This is a genomic window from Glacieibacterium sp. (assembly GCF_965200405.1).
Taxonomy (GTDB): domain Bacteria; phylum Pseudomonadota; class Alphaproteobacteria; order Sphingomonadales; family Sphingomonadaceae; genus Glacieibacterium.
The window spans coordinates 1,312,482-1,329,571 of sequence record NZ_OZ241356.1; the positions used below are offsets into that span (position 1 = coordinate 1,312,482).

Annotated in this window: 14 protein-coding genes; 5 read left to right on the forward strand and 9 right to left on the reverse strand. The window is 68.4% G+C overall.

Features of this window, described 5'->3' with window-relative positions; all coding sequences use genetic code 11:
- The first annotated feature begins 15 nt into the window (after nucleotides 1–15).
- From ACOFKW_RS05995 to ACOFKW_RS06005, 3 genes are all read left to right on the forward strand, one after another.
- Nucleotides 16–711, forward strand: coding sequence for a DUF899 family protein (locus ACOFKW_RS05995; RefSeq protein WP_419816429.1), 696 nt, complete (start codon nucleotides 16–18; stop codon nucleotides 709–711).
- 112 nt (nucleotides 712–823) lie between these two features.
- Entirely contained in the window at nucleotides 824–1,939 is a 1,116-nt protein-coding gene (locus ACOFKW_RS06000; RefSeq protein ID WP_419816882.1) for a DUF47 family protein, read from the forward strand.
- Between the two features lie 3 nt (nucleotides 1,940–1,942).
- A complete protein-coding gene (locus ACOFKW_RS06005; protein ID WP_419816430.1) occupies nucleotides 1,943–2,947 on the forward strand; it encodes an anion permease in 1,005 nt (334 codons plus the stop codon).
- Nucleotide 2,948: 1 nt separating this feature from the next.
- On the opposite strand, the gene ACOFKW_RS06010 is transcribed toward ACOFKW_RS06005, so the two are convergent.
- A complete protein-coding gene (locus tag ACOFKW_RS06010) occupies nucleotides 2,949–5,714 on the reverse strand; it encodes a [protein-PII] uridylyltransferase (RefSeq protein ID WP_419816431.1) in 2,766 nt (921 codons plus the stop codon).
- Nucleotides 5,715–5,762: 48 nt separating this feature from the next.
- Nucleotides 5,763–8,354 carry a DNA mismatch repair protein MutS gene (gene mutS / locus ACOFKW_RS06015; RefSeq protein WP_419816432.1) on the reverse strand — a complete coding sequence of 864 codons (2,592 nt, stop codon included), beginning with the start codon at nucleotides 8,352–8,354 and terminating at the stop codon, nucleotides 5,763–5,765.
- A gap of 136 nt (nucleotides 8,355–8,490) precedes the next feature.
- Between mutS and ACOFKW_RS06020 the strand changes: the two genes are divergently transcribed.
- Both ACOFKW_RS06020 and ACOFKW_RS06025 read left to right on the forward strand, forming a co-directional pair.
- Nucleotides 8,491–10,755 carry an NADP-dependent malic enzyme gene (locus tag ACOFKW_RS06020; RefSeq protein ID WP_419816433.1) on the forward strand — a complete coding sequence of 755 codons (2,265 nt, stop codon included), beginning with the start codon at nucleotides 8,491–8,493 and terminating at the stop codon, nucleotides 10,753–10,755.
- On the forward strand, nucleotides 10,752–11,549 hold the full coding sequence (locus tag ACOFKW_RS06025) for an alpha/beta hydrolase (RefSeq protein ID WP_419816434.1): 798 nt from the start codon (nucleotides 10,752–10,754) through the stop codon (nucleotides 11,547–11,549). Before ACOFKW_RS06020 ends, ACOFKW_RS06025 begins: the two co-directional genes overlap by 4 nt.
- 87 nt (nucleotides 11,550–11,636) lie before the next feature.
- On the opposite strand, the gene ACOFKW_RS06030 is transcribed toward ACOFKW_RS06025, so the two are convergent.
- From ACOFKW_RS06030 to ACOFKW_RS06060, 7 genes are all read right to left on the reverse strand, one after another.
- A complete protein-coding gene (locus tag ACOFKW_RS06030) occupies nucleotides 11,637–11,879 on the reverse strand; it encodes a DUF2188 domain-containing protein (RefSeq protein WP_419816435.1) in 243 nt (80 codons plus the stop codon).
- A 49-nt stretch (nucleotides 11,880–11,928) separates the two neighbouring features.
- Entirely contained in the window at nucleotides 11,929–13,419 is a 1,491-nt protein-coding gene (gene rpoN, locus ACOFKW_RS06035) for an RNA polymerase factor sigma-54 (protein ID WP_419816436.1), read from the reverse strand.
- 145 nt (nucleotides 13,420–13,564) lie between these two features.
- Nucleotides 13,565–14,341, reverse strand: a complete 777-nt coding sequence (gene lptB, locus ACOFKW_RS06040) for an LPS export ABC transporter ATP-binding protein (RefSeq protein WP_419816437.1) — start codon at nucleotides 14,339–14,341, stop codon at nucleotides 13,565–13,567.
- 141 nt (nucleotides 14,342–14,482) lie between these two features.
- Complete coding sequence (locus ACOFKW_RS06045) at nucleotides 14,483–15,013, reverse strand: LptA/OstA family protein (RefSeq protein WP_419816438.1); 531 nt, start codon at nucleotides 15,011–15,013, stop codon at nucleotides 14,483–14,485.
- Nucleotides 15,010–15,657, reverse strand: coding sequence for an LPS export ABC transporter periplasmic protein LptC (gene lptC / locus ACOFKW_RS06050; RefSeq protein ID WP_419816439.1), 648 nt, complete (start codon nucleotides 15,655–15,657; stop codon nucleotides 15,010–15,012). Before lptC ends, ACOFKW_RS06045 begins: the two co-directional genes overlap by 4 nt.
- Nucleotides 15,654–16,268 (reverse strand): ribonuclease D, encoded by a 615-nt coding sequence (locus tag ACOFKW_RS06055; RefSeq protein WP_419816440.1) that lies wholly within the window; start codon nucleotides 16,266–16,268, stop codon nucleotides 15,654–15,656. The genes lptC and ACOFKW_RS06055 overlap by 4 nt, the downstream gene beginning before the upstream one ends.
- A gap of 46 nt (nucleotides 16,269–16,314) precedes the next feature.
- The gene (locus tag ACOFKW_RS06060) at nucleotides 16,315–17,076 is read right to left on the reverse strand and encodes a TerC family protein (protein ID WP_419816441.1); all 762 of its coding nucleotides are present in this window, start codon (nucleotides 17,074–17,076) and stop codon (nucleotides 16,315–16,317) included.
- Between the last annotated feature and the right edge of the window lie 14 nt (nucleotides 17,077–17,090).

Sequence of the window (17,090 nt, forward strand, 5' to 3'; positions counted from 1 at the left end):
TCGAGGAGCCCGACCATGCTCAAGTCCCCCGCAGAACTCGCTGCCGCCACCCAGGTCCGCATGCCCAACGAAAGCGCCGCCTACCGCGCCGCCCGCACCGCGCTGCTGGCCGAGGAGATCGACCTGCGCCGCCACATCGAGCGCGTCGCCGAACAGCGCCGCGCCCTGCCGCCCGGAGGCGAGGTCATCGGCGACTACCGCTTCGAAGGCGAGCACGGCCCCGCCAGCTTCGCCGACCTGTTTGGCGACAAGGATACGCTGGTCGTCTACAGCTATATGTTCGGGCCGCAGCGCGAGCGGCCGTGCCCGATGTGCACCTCGCTGCTCAGCGCCTGGGACGGCGAGGCGCAGGACATCCAGCAGCGCGTCGCCCTCGCTGTGGTGGCCCGGTCGCCGATCGAGCGGCTGCTGGCGTTCAAGCGCGAGCGCGGCTGGCGCGACCTGCCGCTGTTCAGCGATCTCAACGGCAACTTCAGCCAGGACTATCACGCCATTTCGCCCGACGGCGGCGACGATGCGGCGCTCAATGTGTTCACCCGGCAGGACGGCACTATCCGGCACTTCTGGGGCGGCGAGATGGGGCAGGCCAGCGCCGACCCCGGACAGGATCCGCGCGGCGCGCCCGACCTGATGCCTCTATGGACCGTGCTCGACGTCACGCCCGAAGGCCGAGGTACGGATTGGTACCCCCGCCTCGACTATGGCCACTGAAAACTCACATATCGGGGTTGGAATTCAGACATTGTTGCTATTTTTGTGACAATATGCGGCTATCTCGTTGGAGCGTCGTTCGCCTTCGACGAACGCCCCAGAAAGTCCAGCCATCCGCCAGATCGCCGCCCTGCCGTACCGCGCCAATCCCGATGGATCGGTCGCCGTCATGTTGATCACCTCGCGTGAGACCAAGCGTTGGGTGATCCCCAAGGGCAACCCGATCCGGGGGCTGCAGTCGCACCAGGCGGCCGCCCATGAAGCCTTCGAGGAGGCCGGCATCTCCGGCATCGCCTGCCCCGCCTCGATCGGCAGCTACGGCTATGGCAAGCGGCGCTCCGACGGCAGCGTCAAGCAGGCGACCGTCGAGGTCTTTCCGCTGAACTTCATCAACCAGTTCGATGACTGGCCAGAGTACGGCCAGCGCGAAACCCGCTGGTTCTCGCCCGCCGAAGCCGCGCAGGCGGTCGAAGAGCCGGAACTAAAGGCCATCATCACGGCTTTCCGTGAGCCTCCCAGGACGGCCGGACTGGCCGACCGGGCACTGATCTGGGCACGCGACCGAGGGGGCGAGAAAGTACCTATGCTACGCTGGTTCCAGGCCTTGATGCCAAAGCAAGGCCGCTTCTTCGAGCTGTTCGACGCCCATGCCGCGATCCTGGTCGGCGGCGCCGACGCGCTGGCCCGGCTGCTGCAGGGCGGCGAGGACATGGCCGGGCATGGCAAGACCATCTTCGCGCTGGAGAACGAGGCCGACGACATCACCCGCAAGGTGCTGCAGGACGTCCGCCGCACCTTCGTCACGCCGTTCGACCGCAGCGCGATCACCGACCTGATCGGCTCGATGGACGATGCCATCGACCAGATGAACAAGACCGCCAAGGCGATCGAGCTGTTCGACGTCACCAGCTTCGAGCCGCAGATGCAGGACATGAGCGGCATTATCGTCGAGGCGGCGCGCATCGCTGCCGAGGCGATCCCGCTGCTGCGCCAGCTCGGCCCCAACGCCGGCCGGCTGCACATCCTGACCGAGCGCATCGTCCGCATCGAGGAGCAGGCCGACACCATCCATGACGCCGGCCTGAAGGCGCTGTTCAAGAAGCATGGCGACAAGAACCCGATGGGCTTCGTCGTCGGGCAGGAGCTCTACGGGCACCTCGAAAAGGTCGTCGACTGCTTCGAGGACGTCGCCAACGAGATCCAGGGTCTCGTGATCGATCACGCGTAAGTCGTGGAAGCTCTCGCCCTGCCGTGGCTGATCGCGCTGATCGGCGTGGCCCTGGTCTTCGACTTTCTCAACGGCCTGCACGACGCGGCGAACTCGATCGCGACGATCGTCTCGACGCGGGTGCTACGCCCGCAATATGCTGTGGTCTGGGCGGCGTTCTTCAACTTCATCGCCTTCCTGTTCTTCGGGCTGCACGTCGCGCAGACCGTCGGCACGGGCATCGTCCACCCCGACATCATCGATGCCACCGTCATCTTCGCCGCCTTGATGGGCGCGATCGGCTGGAACGTCGCGACCTGGGTGCTGGGCATCCCGTCGAGCAGCAGCCACGCGTTGATCGGCGGGCTGCTCGGGGCCGGCATCGCCAAGTCGGGCTTTACCGCCGTCGTCTGGTCGGGGGTGTTCAAGACTTCGGCCGCCATCGTGCTGTCGCCCGCCATCGGCCTGGTGCTGGCGCTGTTCCTGGTGCTGCTGGTGTCGTGGCTGTTCCGGCGCTTCACGCCCAACCGTGCCGACGGCGTGTTCCGCAAGCTCCAGCTCGTTTCCGCCTCGCTCTATTCGCTCGGTCACGGCGGCAACGACGCGCAAAAGACCATGGGGATCATCGCGGTGCTGCTCTACTCGCAGGGGCTGCTGCAGGGCGGCTTCCATATTCCATTGTGGGTGGTGCTGAGCTGCCAGGCGGCGATGGCGCTCGGCACGATGCTGGGTGGCTGGCGCATCGTCCACACCATGGGCTCCAAGATCACCCGCCTGACGCCGGTCCAGGGCTTTTGTGCCGAGACCGGCGGCGCGATCACGCTGTTCGCCGCGACCGCGCTCGGCGTCCCGGTGTCGACGACCCACACCATCACCGGCGCGATCGTCGGCGTCGGCGCGTCGCGGCGGCTGTCGGCGGTACGCTGGAACATCGCCGGGCGGATCGTCATCGCCTGGGTGGTGACGCTACCGGTCACCGCACTGGTCGCGGCGCTGGTCTATTGGGTCAGCAGGCTGGTCGCCGGCTGAGCTATTCCGCCGCGACCGCCTCGAAACCCTCGGTCCGCGACGCCGACAAGGCCATCAGGCGCTTTTCCAGGCTCTTCAGCCGCGCCGCATTGTCGATCTTCTCGCCGGTCAGGTCGGTGACATAGAAAGTGTCGGTGGCGCGCTCGCCATAGGTCGCGATGTGCGCGCTGTGGATGGTCAGCCGGGACTGGAACAGCGCGCTGGTCAGCGAGAACAGCAGCGCCGGTCGGTCGAGCGCCGCGACCTCGACGACGGTGTAGCGGTTCGACGCCTTGTTATCGATCAGCACGTTGGGCTCGACGGCGAACACCTCGGCGCGGCGCCGCGCCAGCGGGCGCGCCGCCAGCCGGTCGGCAAGGCGCACCTTGCCGGTCAGCACGTCCTCGATCATGCGCTTCAGCCGCGCCAGCTGCGTCGTCTCGGCGAACGGACGGCCGAGCGGATCGGCGATGACGAAATTGTCCAGCGCCTGGCCGTCGCGCGTCGTGTGGATGCGCGCGTCGAGGATGTTCGCGCCGCCCAGCGAGATTGCGCCGGCGATACGATAGAACAGCCCCGGATGGTCGGCGGCATAGACCGTGACCAGCGTCGTTCCCGAGGCCGTGTCGACCTCGCAGCCGATCGACAGGCGCGACCCTTCCGCGTCGGCGCGCTCGACCTGGATGGCGTTGCGCGTCAGCACGTCCTGCGGCTCGGCGATCCAGTAGCTGTCGCCCATGCGCTTGGCGTAGGTGGCGAATTCCGCCGCGGGCCACTCGAGCTCGGCGGCAAGCGCGGCCTGCTTGGCGGCAATGCGCTCGCTGCGTCCGGTCTGCTTGTGGCCGAGGCGCAGGACCTCCTCGGCAGCCTCGTAAAGTTCGCGCAGCAACTGCGCCTTCCAGCCGTTCCAGACGCCCGGGCCAACGGCACGGATGTCGACGACGGTCAGGATCAGCAGCAGCCGCAGCCGCTCGGGCGAGGCGACGACCTCGGCGAAATCGAGGATGGTCTTGAAGTCCGACAGGTCGCGCTTGAACGCCGTCGACGACATCAGCAGGTGATAGCGCACCAGCCACGCCACCGTCTCGGTCTCCACTGCCGACAGGCCGAGACGCGGGCACAGCCGTTCGGCGATCTCGGCGCCCAGTTCGCTATGATCGCCGCCGCGCCCCTTAGCGATGTCGTGGAGCAGCACCGCGACGTACAGCACGCGCCGCGACTGCAGCTGGTGGATCACAGCGGTCGCCAGCTTGTGATCGTCCTTGAGCGTCCCGGCTTCGATCTGCGCGACCAGCCCGATGGCCCGGATGGTGTGCTCGTCGACGGTGTAGTGATGGTACATGTCGTACTGCATCTGGGCGACGACGCGCCCGAAGTCGGGAACAAAGCGTCCGAACACCCCGGCCTCGCTCATCCAGCGCAACACGCGCTCGGGGGTGTGCTTCGAGGTCAGCAGGTCGAGGAACAGCGCGTTGGCGCGCGGGTCCTTGCGCGTCGCCTCGCCCAGCAGATGCGCATCCCGCCCGGCCTGGCGCATCGCCAGCGGATGGATCTCCAGGTCCTGCGCGTCGGCCAGGGTGAACATCTCGACCAGCCGTACCGGGTCCTGCGCGAAAAAGTCGTCGCTCGGCACGCTGATCCGCCCGGCCTTGACGCTGAAGCCGTGGAGCTTGCGCGGACGCCGCGAGAAGATCGGCAGCCATGACGGGCGGTTGAAGGTCTCCTCGACGTGGCTGAGGAACAGGCCGGTCAGGTCGCCGACCTGCCGCGCCACCAGGAAATAATGGCGCATGAAGCGCTCGACCGCCGCCATGCCGACGCGGTCGTTGTAGCGCAGGCGGATGCTCAACTCGCGCTGGACGTCGAAGGTCAGCCGCTCCTCCGCCCGCCCGGCGATGTCGTGGAGGTTGCAGCGGACCGCCCACAGGAAGTTCTGGGCCTTGAGGAACTGCGCCAGCTCGGGCGCGGTCAGCAGGCCCTTGTCGACCAGCCCTTCGACGGTCTCAACCTGATAGGCGAACTTGCCGATCCAGAACAGCGTGTGGAGGTCGCGCAAGCCACCCTTGCCCTCCTTGAGGTTGGGTTCGACGACATAGCGGCTGTCGCCCATGCGGGCGTGGCGGGCGTCGCGCTCGGCCAGCTTGTCGGCGATGAAGGCGCGGGCGTTGCCGGCGACGATCTCCTTGCGGAAGCGCGCCGCGGCCTGGTCGTACAACGGCCGGTCGCCCCAAATGAAGCGCGCCTCCAGCAAGGCGGTGCGGATGGTCAGGTCGGACTTGGCCATGCGGATCATGTCGTCGAGCGACCGCGTCGAATGGCCGACCTTCAGCTTCAGGTCCCACAGCAGGTACAGGATCGTCTCGATGACCTGCTCGCCCCAGCCGGTCTGCTTCCACGGCGTCAGGAACAGGATGTCGATGTCGGAATAGGGCGCCATCTCGCCGCGGCCATAGCCGCCGACGGCGATCAGCGTCATGCGTTCCGACGCCGTCGGATTGGCCAGCGGGTATAGCGATGTGGTGACGAAGTCGAAGGTCAGCCGCAGCAGCTGGTCGGTCAGGAAGGCGTTGGCCGCGGCATATTCATGCCCCCGCGACGGGCGCTCGTGGAGGCGGCGGGTCAGTTCGGTGCGGCCGGTGGCAAGCGCATCGCGGATGATCGCGGCACAGGCATCGCGCCGGTCCTCCAGCCGGGTCTGCGCCGCGGCGGCATCGCGCAAGGCGTCCGCGACGACCCGGCGGTCGATGATTGCACGGCGGTTCGGAACTGCGTCGGGACGGGAAGCCATTGCGCGCCAGTTAGTCGTTTTCGTGCATTCGCGCCATGCCCCCAAGTGTCACCCCAGGCGCTTGAGCTCGTAGATCAGGTCGAGCGCCTCTCGCGGGCTGAGGGTATCGGGCATGATTTCCACCAGCCGGTCGCGAAGCGTGTCGGCGGGGGCGGGCTCAGGCAGGTTGGCGAACAGCGGCAGGTCGGTGAGCGCGGCGGCGAGCCCGCCGGTCTTGTCGCGCTGGGTCTCGAGGCGGCCGAGGACTTCCTTGGCGCGCGCGATGACCGGGCGCGGCAAGCCGGCGAGGCGGGCGACCGCAAGGCCGTAGCTGCGATCGGCGGCGCCCGGCCCGACCTCGTGCAGGAAGACCAGCTCGCCCTGCCATTCGCGGACCTTGACGGTGACCAGCGCCAGCCCCTTGAGCCGCGCCGACAGCCGGGTGAGCTCGTGGTAGTGGGTCGCGAACAGGCAGCGGCAGCCGAGGTTGTCGTGGACCGCCTCCAGCACCGCCCAGGCGATCGCAAGGCCGTCATAGGTCGAGGTGCCGCGCCCGACCTCGTCGAGGATGACCAGCGACGATCTGGTCGCCTGCGTCAGGATCGCTGCGGTCTCGACCATCTCGACCATGAAGGTCGAGCGCCCGGCGGCAAGATCGTCCGACGCGCCGACGCGGCTGAACAGGCGGTCGACGATGCCGATATGCGCGGCCTTTGCCGGGACCCAGGCGCCCGACTGCGCGAGCACCGCCAGCAGCGCATTCTGGCGCAGGAAGGTCGACTTGCCCGCCATGTTGGGGCCGGTGACCAGCCACAGCCGGCGATCCTCCGACAGGTCGCAGTCGTTGGCGACGAAGGCGACGCGGGCGGCGCGGGTCGCCGCCTCGACCACCGGATGCCGCCCGGCCTCGACGGCGAAGGCGCAGCTGGCATCGACGATCGGCCGGACCCAGCCCTCGCGCGCCGCGAGGTCGGCGAGCCCGGCGGTGACGTCGAGCCGTGCCAGTGCCGCCGCGGTGCCGAGGATCGCCGGGCTGCGAGCCAGCACCGCCTCGCGCAACTCCTCGAAATGCGAGGCCTCGGCCGCGAGCGCGTGGTCGCCGGCCTGGGCGATCTTCAACCCGAGGTCGTGGAGTTCGGGCGAGCCGAAGCGCACTGCCCCCGCCATGGTCTGGCGGTGGATGAAGCCCGAATCCGCCGCCATCAGCGGGTCGGCGGCACGCGCGGCGACCTCGATATGATAGCCGAGCACGTTGTTGTGGCGGATGCGCAGGGTCGTCACCCCGGTCTCGGCGCGCAACCGCGTTTCCAGCGCGGCGACCAGCCGGCGGCCATCGGTGGAAGCAGCGCGGAGTTCGTCGAGCGCCGCGTCATAGCCGGGCGCGATGTAGCCGCCCTTCGCCGTCTCGAACGGCGGCTCCGGCACCAGCGCGGCGCGCAACTGGTCGATCTCCGCACCGTGCGCGCCGATCCGGTCGAGCGTGTCCGCCAGCAGCGACGGCAGGCCAAGCTCCGCCTGCGCGCCCAGCATCGCCTTCAGCGCCGTCGCCAGCACCAGCCCGTCGCGGATCGCGGCAAGATCGCGTGGGCCACCGCGCCCCAACGCCAGCCGCGAGCAGGCGCGCTCGATATCGGCGGCGGGCTTCAGTGCGTCGCGGGTCCGGGTCCGCGCCACGCTGGCATCGACGAACCAGCCGACCGCATCGAGCCGCGCGTTGATTGTCGCCGCATCGGTCAATGGCCCGGCGAGGTCGTCGGCCAGCAGGCGGCTGCCACTCCCGGTTACCGTCGCGTCGATCGCATCGAGCAGGCTGCCCGCCCGACTGCCGCGCACGCTGCGCGAAATCTCCAGGCTGGCGCGGGTCGCGGCATCGATCGCCATGCAGTGCGCCGACAGTTGCGGCTGCGGCGGCGCCAGCATCGGCAGCTGCCCCGCGCCCGCATGACCCAGATACGCCAGCAACGCCCCCGCCGCTGCCAGTTCGGCACGCGAGAACTGCCCAAAGCCGTCGAGCGTCGACACCTCGAACTGGCGCTTCAAGGCCTCGGCCCCGGTGGCGGAATCGAAGTCCCGGGCCGGGCGCGGCGTCGTGGGAGCGTCGCTCCAGCCCTCCGGCGCGATCAGCTCTGACGCGCCGATCCGCGCCAGCTCGGCGGGCAGCGCCTCGGGCGGGCAGCTCAGCGTCCGGAACACGCCGGTCGAGACATCGCACCACGCCAGCCCGACCACGCCCGCCTGCGGTGCGACGCTGGCCAGCCAGTTCGAGGCGCGGGCGTCGAGCAGCGCCGCCTCGGTGAGCGTGCCGGGCGTGACGATGCGCACGATGGCGCGCGCCACCACCGACTTGGCACCGCGCTTCTTGGCGACTGCCGGGTCCTCGATCTGCTCGGCGATGGCGACGCGGTGGCCGGCGCGGATCAGGCGCTGCAGATAGTTCTCGTGGGCATGGACCGGCACGCCGCACATCGGGATGTCGGCGCCCTCGTGCTGGCCGCGCCGGGTCAGTGCGATGTCGAGGGTCGCCGCCGCCTTGACCGCATCGTCGAAGAACAATTCGTAGAAATCGCCCATCCGGTAGAACAGCAGGCAGTCGACCACCCCGGCCTTGAGGCCGAGATATTGCGCCATCATCGGTGAGGGTTGCGGGGCGACGTCGGACATCCGCCCCTGTCATAGTGAGTGCGCGCGCCGCATCAAAACTAAAGCTGTGGCGCCCTGCCGTAGGGCTTGCATGCAAGCCCGGATGACAGGACCGGCACCGCCCCCTAATGTCGGCGTATAGTGAGGGACAGCAAGCATGACCGACGAGACATCAACGGCGCAGATTTCCGACCGTGAGGCGCTGTTGTTCCATGCGATGGGCAAGCCGGGCAAGCTGGAGATCGTGCCGACCAAGCCGATGGCGACGCAGCGCGACCTCAGCCTCGCCTATTCGCCTGGCGTCGCGGTGCCGGTGCTCGCCATCGCCGCCGATCCGGAGGCGGCGTACGACTATACCGCCAAGGGCAACCTCGTCGCGGTGATCTCCAACGGCACGGCGATCCTCGGGCTGGGCAACCTCGGCGCGCTGGCGTCGAAGCCGGTGATGGAGGGCAAGGCGGTGCTGTTCAAGCGCTTCGCCGACATCGATTCGATCGACATCGAGCTGGCGACCGAGGACACCGCCCGGCTGATCGACGCGATCGAGCTGATGGAGCCGAGCTTCGGCGGCATCAACCTCGAGGACATCAAGGCGCCCGAGTGCTTCATCATCGAGACGACGCTCAAGGAGCGGATGAACATCCCGGTGTTCCACGACGACCAGCACGGCACCGCGATCATCGCCGCCGCCGGGCTGATCAACGCGCTGTTCCTGACCGGGCGCGATCCCGCCGACATCAAGCTGGTGGTCAACGGCGCCGGCGCCTCGGCGATCGCCTGCACCGAGCTGATGAAGGCGCTGGGCGTCCGCAACGTCATCATGTGCGATACCAAGGGGGTCATCTGGCAGGGCCGCACCGAGGGCATGAACCAATGGAAGTCGGCGCACGCCTCGACCACCGAGGACCGCACCCTGACCGAGGCGGTGCGCGGTGCCGACGTCCTGCTCGGCCTGTCGCAGAAGGGCGCGGTGACGCGCGAGATGGTCGCCTCGATGGCCAAGAACCCGATCATCTTCGCGATGGCCAACCCCGATCCCGAGATCACGCCGGAGGAGGTCGCCGCAGTTCGCTCCGACGCCATCGTCGCCACCGGCCGGTCGGATTATCCCAACCAGGTCAACAATGTGCTGTGCTTCCCCTATCTGTTCCGGGGTGCGCTCGATGTCCGCGCGACGACGATCAACGAGGAGATGAAGCTGGCCGCCGCCAACGCGCTGGCGGCACTGGCACGCGAGCAGGTGCCCGACGAGGTCGCCGCGGCGTACGGCGGCAAGTCGCCGACCTTCGGCCCCGAATACATCATCCCGGCACCGTTCGACCCGCGCCTGATCGAGCGCATTCCCGCCGCCGTCGCCAAGGCCGCGATGGACTCGGGTGTCGCCAAGAAGCCGTTCTTCGACGAGGCCGCCTATCGCCACCAGCTGCGCAGCCGCCTCAACCCGACCAATTCGCTGTTGGCCGGGGCGTTCGAGCTGGCCCGCGCCAAGCCGCGCCGCGTCGTCTTTGCCGAGGGCGAGCAGGATATCGTGCTGCGCGCCGCGGTCAGCTTCCAGAGCTCGGGCTATGGCACCGCGGTGCTGGTCGGCCGCGAGGGCCCGATCCGCGACGGCCTGGCGATGATCGGCGTCCCCGACATCGACGCCTATGAAATCCACAACTCCGCGGTCAGCCCGTTGGTCGAGCGCATGGTCGAGTTCCTGTACAAGCGGATGCAGCGGCGCGGCGCGGTGCTCCGCGATGTCCAGCGGCTGGTCAACCACGAGCGCAACATCTTCGGCGCGCTGCTGGTCGAGCTCGGCGACGCCGATGCGATGATCACCGGCATCACCCGCAACTTCGCCCAGACTTTCCGGCAGCTGCGGCAGGTCCTCGATCCGGCGGCCGGCCACACGCCATTCGGCATCCACATGCACGTCGGGCGCGCCGACACGATCTTCATCGCCGACACCACGGTCACCGAGCGTCCGACCGCGGTGCAGCTGGCCGATATCGCCGAGGCGACGGTCGCCGTGGCGCGTCGCCTCGGGCAGGACCCCCGCGTCGCCTTCCTCAGCTACTCCAACTTCGGCAATCCGCCGGGCGAATATATCGTGCCGTTGCGCGATGCGGTGAAATTGCTCGACGAACGCCGCGTCAGCTTCGAATATGAAGGCGAAATGTCCCCCGACGTCGCCCTCAACAGCCGCATGAAGAAGATCTACCCGTTCTCGCGCCTGTCGGGGCCGGCGAACGTGCTGATCATGCCGGGCCTGCAGTCGGCGAACATATCGGCCAAGCTGCTGCGCGAGCTGAGCGGCGGCCGGATGATCGGGCCGCTGCTGGTCAACATGTCGAAGCCGGTGCAGATCGCGCCGCAGACCGCGACCGCCGGCGACCTGGTGACGATGGCGGTACTGGCGTCGTCGGGCGTCGTTGCATGACCGACCTCTACTTCATCCACGGCATGTGGGGTACGCCCGCGGTATGGAGTGGACTGCGCGCGCGCTTCGAGGCGGTGGGCTATACCACCCACGCCCCGGCGCTGCCGTTTCACGACCGGCGGCGCGAGGAGCCGCCACCGCCCGAGATCGCTGCTTTGGGCCTGAAGGACTATATCGACTATCTGGTCGAGGACGTGTCGAGGCTGGCGGCGCCGCCGATCATCATCGGTCATTCGATGGGCGGCTTCCTGGCGCAGGCCGTCGCAGCGCGGGTCCAACCGGCGGGATTGATCCTGCTGTCGCCCGCCGCCAGCGCATCGACGCCGGCGATCGCCGCCGACCCCGTGCGGACGGTGTGGAAGATCATCTCGCACTGGGGCTGGTGGAAGCGGCCGACGATGATGGAGCCCGACGCAGCGCGCTGGGGCCTGTTCAACGAGGTGCCGGCCGACATCGCCAGCGCCGAGATCGCCGCGCTAGTCTGGGATTCGGGCCGGGTGCTCGCCGACCTCAGCTTTCCGTGGCTGACGCGCAACGGCGCGGCGACCGTGGACTATGCCCGCCTGTCGATGCCGGCGCTGGTCGTCGTCGGCACCGAGGACCGGGTGACGCCGGTGGCCACCGCCAAGGCGACCGCCCGCCGCCTGACGGGACCGGTCGACTATCACGAGATTCCCGACACCGGGCACTGGCTGTTCCATCCGGCCGCCGTCGGCCGGGTCGGCGATCTGATCGCCGAATGGCTGGCGCCGATCGATCTTCAGCGAGCCCAGCCCGCATCGACGCTCGGCTAGGCCGACACCGGGCCAAGATCGAGGCCAACCGGGATTCGCCGGGATGGTCGTCGATCTTGGCTCAATCCGATGCTTCTCGCCCTTGGCTCAGCCTTCGCTGACGTCCGCGCTCGGGCGATCGTCGCCGCGCGCGACTTCCTCGTGCCAGACGCCATCGGCATCCTGCCAGCTGATCGGCACGGTCTCGCCGCCGAGCTGCTGCTCCTGCGCGACGGCGCGTGCTGCCGCCATGGCTTCGTCATGGGTGCGGAATGTCTCGGCAAAGACGTCGCCCAGCTTGTAGGTCCAGCCGCCGTCGTGTTCGACGATCTTGTAGTGAATATCGGTCATGTTCTGGCTTTCGCTGCGGGTTCTGTCCGGTGAACGAACGGTAGCGGCGTTAGGCTGCCGTTTCGAGCAGTTTCGCTCGGCGCCGCGCGACGCTGGAGCCGATGCCGAGGCCCTCGCGGTATTTCGCCACCGTCCGCCGGGCGATGTCGAAGCCTTCGCCGCGCAGCATCTCGACCAGGCGGTCGTCGCTCAGCGTATCGTGCGGCGGCTCGGCGCCGATCAGCCGGGCGATGCGGTCGCGCACCGCCGAGGCCGACACCGCATCGCCGCCGTCCGCCGACTGGATCGCCGAGGTAAAGAAGTATTTCAGCTCGAACAGCCCGCGCTCGCACTGCAGGTATTTGTTCGAGGTGACGCGGCTGACCGTCGATTCGTGCATGCCGATCGCCTCGGCGATGGTGCGCAGCGTCAGCGGCCGCAGGTGATGGACCCCGGCCTCGAAGAACGCCTCCTGCTGCTTGACCAGCTCGGTCGCGACCTTGACGATCGTCGTGGCGCGCTGGTCGAGTGCCTTGACCAGCCAGTTCGCCGACAACAGGCAGTCGGTCAGGAAGGTCTTGGTCGCCTTGGTGCCGCCGCGCGACAGCTCGGCATAATAGCGCCGGTCGACCAGCACGCGCGGCAGCGTCGCGGCATTCAGCTCGACCCGCCAGCCGCCCCGGCCACGGGTCACGAAGACATCGGCGATCACCGCCTGCATGCGCTCGCCGCCGTACCGCAGGCCGGGCTTGGGATTATAGGCGCGCAGTTCGCGGATCATGTCCGACAGGTCTTCCTGGTCGACGCCGCACAGCCGCCGCAGCCCTGCCAGGTCGCCGCGCGCCAGCAGGTCGAGGTGGCGCAACAGCATGTGCATCGCCGGATCGAGCCGGTCGGCTTCGCGCGCCTGGATCATCAGGCATTCGCTCAGCGACCGCGCCCCGACGCCGCTCGGCTCGAAAGTGTGGATGACGGCCAGCACGCGACCGACATCGTCGGGATTGGCGCCGAGCCGCTCGGCGACCTCCTCGACGTTGCCGATCAGATAGCCCGACTCGTCGATCAGATCGATCAGGTGGCGGGCGATGATCAGGTCGGCGCCGTCGAACGCGGCACCCGCTTGCTCGCCGAGCAGGTCGACCAGCGACGCCTCGCTGGCGGCATAGCTGTCGAAGTCCGGCGTCTCGGTGCCCGACGCCGTGCTGGCGCCACCGATCGGGCCGGCTTCGCCGCCGACGCTGTCGCTGGGGCTGTCGTGGTGAAAAGTCTCGGCGCCGTAGTCGACATCGAGCGGCGCGTCGGCCGTGGCATTGCCGTCGGCGATCAACTGGTCGGCGCCGCTGTCCTCGGCACTGGCGACAGGCGGTGCCTCGCCGGGCTCGTCACCACCGCCGCTGTCGTCGGCCGCGGTATCGAGCAGCGGATTACGGTCGAGCTCCTCGCCGATATAGGCTTCGAGTTCGAGATTGGTCAGCGCAAGGAGCTTGATCGCCTGCTGCAGCTGGGGTGTCATCACCAGCTGCTGCGACTGACGCAAGTCCAGGCGCGGCCCGATACTCATCAGTCGACCTGATCCTCCCCCTCTTCAGGGGGAGGTGTCGCCGAAGGTGACGGAGGGGGCTTCCGGGCGAGGATAGCGCTTGTGGCTCCCCCTCCGGCGCGGTGCGCCACCTCCCCCTGAAGAGGGGGAGGATTTACGGCGGGTTTCACAGGCTGAACCCTTCGCCCAGGTACACGCGGCGCACCGTCTCGTCGGCGACCAGTGCCTCGGGCGTGCCCTCGAACAGCACGCGGCCGTCGTAGATGATGCAGGCGCGGTCGACGATTTCCAGCGTCTCGCGGACATTATGGTCGGTGATCAGCACGCCGATGTCGCGGTCGCGGAGTTGCACCACCAGGTTGCGGATGTCGGCGATGGAGATCGGGTCGATGCCGGCGAACGGCTCGTCGAGCAGCATGATCGAGGGCTGTGCCGCCAGCGCGCGGGCGATCTCGCAACGCCGCCGCTCGCCGCCCGACAGCGCCATCGCCGGCGCATCGCGCAGCCGGGCAATGTGAAACTCGTCCAGCAGTTGCTCCAGCCGCACTGCGCGCGCGGCCTTGTCGGGCTCCGAGACTTCCAGCACCGCAGAGATGTTCTGCGCCACCGTCATGCCGCGAAAGATCGAGGTTTCCTGCGGCAGATAGCCGAGGCCGAGCGCAGCACGGCGGTACATCGGCAGCGCGGTGATGTCGTTGCCGTCGAGCAGGATGCGGCCCTGGTCGGGCATCGCCAGCCCCATCACCGAATAGAAGCAGGTCGTCTTGCCGGCGCCGTTCGGGCCTAGCAGCCCGACGACCTCGCCGCGATTGACGGTCAGCGAGACGTCGCGAAGGACGACGCGCTTGTCGTAGCGCTTGCCGATGGCGACGACCGCAAGGCCGCGCTGCGCCGCCGCGGCGGTCGCTTCGGCCTCACGCTCCATCAGGTCGAGATCCGCCATATACGCTCCTGCAACAGCCCGTCACGTGCCGCCAGATCAACTGGCGCGAAACGTGCATGGCAAGGAAAACGCCTAGCGCCTCGGCGGCGATTTGCAAAGGCGGCAGGAGGCTTGTCGAGCCGTTTCGCTGCCGAATTCGACTTAGTTTGAGCCGTTCCGGGGTGGAACGACGAAGCGTCCCGAGACGCGCCCGCCGGTCGCAGGCTCGCCGGGCTTGCCGGGGGCGTTGGCGCCGTCGAGAGTCGAGCGCCCGCTGTCGAGGTCGATCGCCAGCCGCTGGCCGCGCAGCACCGAGTCGCCGCGGTTGAGCACGACGTCGCCGATCAGCGTGATCTGGCGCTGGGTGACGTCATAGATGCCCAGCCGCCCGCTGGCCTTCTCGGTCGGCGAGGTCATCACGACGTTGCCGGTGGCGTCGAGGCGCTGGATCGTCGGGTCGCCGGTTTTCGGGCGCAGGTAGAACACCTTGACGCTGTCGGCGTCGAGCTTGAGGTCGGTCTGGCGGATATGCACGTCGCCGGAGAAGATCGCCTGGTTGGCCTTGTCGCTGACCTCGATCCGCGCCGCGTCGACGTCGATCGGCGCGTCGGTGTTGTGCCCCTTGAGGGCGGAGTTCTGCGCGGCGGCAGCGGTGGCCAGCAGCAGCGGCAGTAGGATCAGGGCAATCTTCATCGTGCCGCCCGTCTGGCCGAAGCCCCCAGGATGTGCAAGTGCGCCCGCCCGGTCAGCACCACGGTTTCGCCCGCCAGGTCGGCACGCAGCGCGTTGGCGCGGAAATTCCCCAGCGGCAGCGTCCCCGTCACCGCCGAGTCGGTCTGCACCGTCCGGTCGATCAGGCTGACCACCACGTCCTTGCTGTCGAGCGTGTAGCCGGCGTCGCCATCGACGCGCACCGGCCCGGCGATGTTGAGCCGGTCATGGTCCATGTCGTATTTCCCGGTCGGCGCGGTGACGTGCGCATCGCCCTTGGTCATCGCCAGCGTCGCGTCGAGGCTGGTCAGCTCGACGATCGGCACGGCGCTGCTGTGCTGGACGGCACCGCCCGCGCGGATGATGAACGGCTGGCCCTTGGCGGTCTCGCCCCGGTACACCGCCTTGTCGAGGCGCAGCCGGTCGGCGGCCATCGCGACCTTGTCCTTGGCCAGCAGGAACGAGAATTCGCGCGCCCCGCTGAGCGGCAGGATGATGATCAGCGCCAGCAGCGCCAGTGCCAGGAACGGCAGCAGCACTTTCAACACCGAGACGATGCGGTCGTGGCTGCTGCCGGGCAGGGCCAACCGCTGGCGGCGCGTATAGCTGGCGGCGGCGACGCTCACAGATGGGCGAAGATATCGACTTCGGGCCAGCCCGCCAGGTCGAGCGACGCGCGCCACGGCAGGAAGTCGAAGCACGCCTGGGCGTATTCCATGCGGCCCTCGCGGGTCATGCGGGTGTCGAGCACCTCGCGCGCCCGGTGCAGGTAACGCACGTCGGAGGCGGCATATTCCTTCTGCGCGTCGCTGAGCTCCGGCGCGCCCCAGTCGGAGGACTGCTGCTGCTTGGAGATGTCGACGCCGATGGTCTCGCGCAGGACGTCCTTCAGGCCGTGGCGGTCGGTGTAGGTGCGGACCAGCTTGGAGGCGATCTTGGTGCAATAGCAGGGGATGGCGCGCACCCCGAGATACTGCTCGATCACCGCCAGGTCGAAGCGCGCGAAATGATACAGCTTCAGACGGTTGGGATCGCTCAGGATGCCCTTCAGCACCGGCGCGTCGTACTGGCCCTTGGCGAAGCGCACGAGATGCTCGTCGGGGCCGCCGTCGCTGAGCTGGACCAGGCACAGCCGGTCGCGGTGCGGGTGCAGCCCCATGGTCTCGCTGTCCACCGCGATGGGCCCGGGGGCGAAGACGTCATGGGGCAGGTCGCCCTCGTGCAGGTAAACGGTCATCGCGGCTGACTAGCAGGCGGCGGCGCGTGGCACAAAAGGAAAGGGCTCAGCGGCGCGCCTTGCGCACGCGGGCGCCGCGCGACCAGATGTTGAGGCCCTCGACCGCCGCCGAGAACGCCATCGCGGCATAGACATAGCCCTTCTCGACATGCGCGCCGAAGCCTTCCGCGATCAGCGTCATGCCGATCATCAGCAGGAACCCCAGCGCCAGCATCACCACCGTCGGGTTGCGCGCGATGAAGTCCGACAACGGCCCCGCCGCGAGCAGCATCAGCAGCACCGCGACGATCACCGCGACGACCATCACCGGGATGTGCGGCGTCATGCCGACGGCGGTGACGATCGAGTCGATGCTGAACACCAGGTCGAGCATGATGATCTGCCCGATCGCCGCCGCGAAGCCGATGGTCACCGCCTTGCCGACCGGCGCGGCGTCGGCTTCGAGCTCGTCGGCGACGGCAGCCGGGTCGACGTTGTGATGGATCTCGGTCGTCGACTTCCACACCAGGAACAGGCCACCGGCGATCAGGATCAGGTCGCGCCACGAGAACCCGTGATCGAACAGCGTGAAGATCGGCTGTGTCAGCTTGACGATCAGCGCCACTGTGCCGAGCAGCGCCAGCCGCAGGCCCAGCGCCAGCCCGATGCCGATCCTGCGGGCTCGCGGCCGGACCGCCTCGGGCAGCTTGTTGGTCAGGATCGAGACGAACACCAGATTATCGATGCCGAGCACGACTTCCATGGCGATCAGCGTCGCCAGCGCCACCCAGGTCGCCGGTTGCGAAAAGAGCGCGATCAGGCTGTCCATGCCCGCCTAGATGT

What these genes read in the sequence shown, in the direction of transcription:
- ACOFKW_RS05995 (WP_419816429.1), top strand. Translation starts at nt 16, where the DNA reads ATGCTCAAGTCCCCCGCAGAACTCGCTGCCGCCACCCAGGTCCGCATG.
- ACOFKW_RS06010 (WP_419816431.1), bottom strand. Translation starts at nt 5,714, where the DNA reads ATGGCTTCCCGTCCCGACGCAGTTCCGAACCGCCGTGCAATCATCGAC.
- mutS (WP_419816432.1), bottom strand. Translation starts at nt 8,354, where the DNA reads ATGTCCGACGTCGCCCCGCAACCCTCACCGATGATGGCGCAATATCTC.
- ACOFKW_RS06020 (WP_419816433.1), top strand. Translation starts at nt 8,491, where the DNA reads ATGACCGACGAGACATCAACGGCGCAGATTTCCGACCGTGAGGCGCTG.
- ACOFKW_RS06025 (WP_419816434.1), top strand. Translation starts at nt 10,752, where the DNA reads ATGACCGACCTCTACTTCATCCACGGCATGTGGGGTACGCCCGCGGTA.
- ACOFKW_RS06030 (WP_419816435.1), bottom strand. Translation starts at nt 11,879, where the DNA reads ATGACCGATATTCACTACAAGATCGTCGAACACGACGGCGGCTGGACC.
- rpoN (WP_419816436.1), bottom strand. Translation starts at nt 13,419, where the DNA reads ATGAGTATCGGGCCGCGCCTGGACTTGCGTCAGTCGCAGCAGCTGGTG.
- lptB (WP_419816437.1), bottom strand. Translation starts at nt 14,341, where the DNA reads ATGGCGGATCTCGACCTGATGGAGCGTGAGGCCGAAGCGACCGCCGCG.
- ACOFKW_RS06045 (WP_419816438.1), bottom strand. Translation starts at nt 15,013, where the DNA reads ATGAAGATTGCCCTGATCCTACTGCCGCTGCTGCTGGCCACCGCTGCC.
- ACOFKW_RS06055 (WP_419816440.1), bottom strand. Translation starts at nt 16,268, where the DNA reads ATGACCGTTTACCTGCACGAGGGCGACCTGCCCCATGACGTCTTCGCC.
- ACOFKW_RS06060 (WP_419816441.1), bottom strand. Translation starts at nt 17,076, where the DNA reads ATGGACAGCCTGATCGCGCTCTTTTCGCAACCGGCGACCTGGGTGGCG.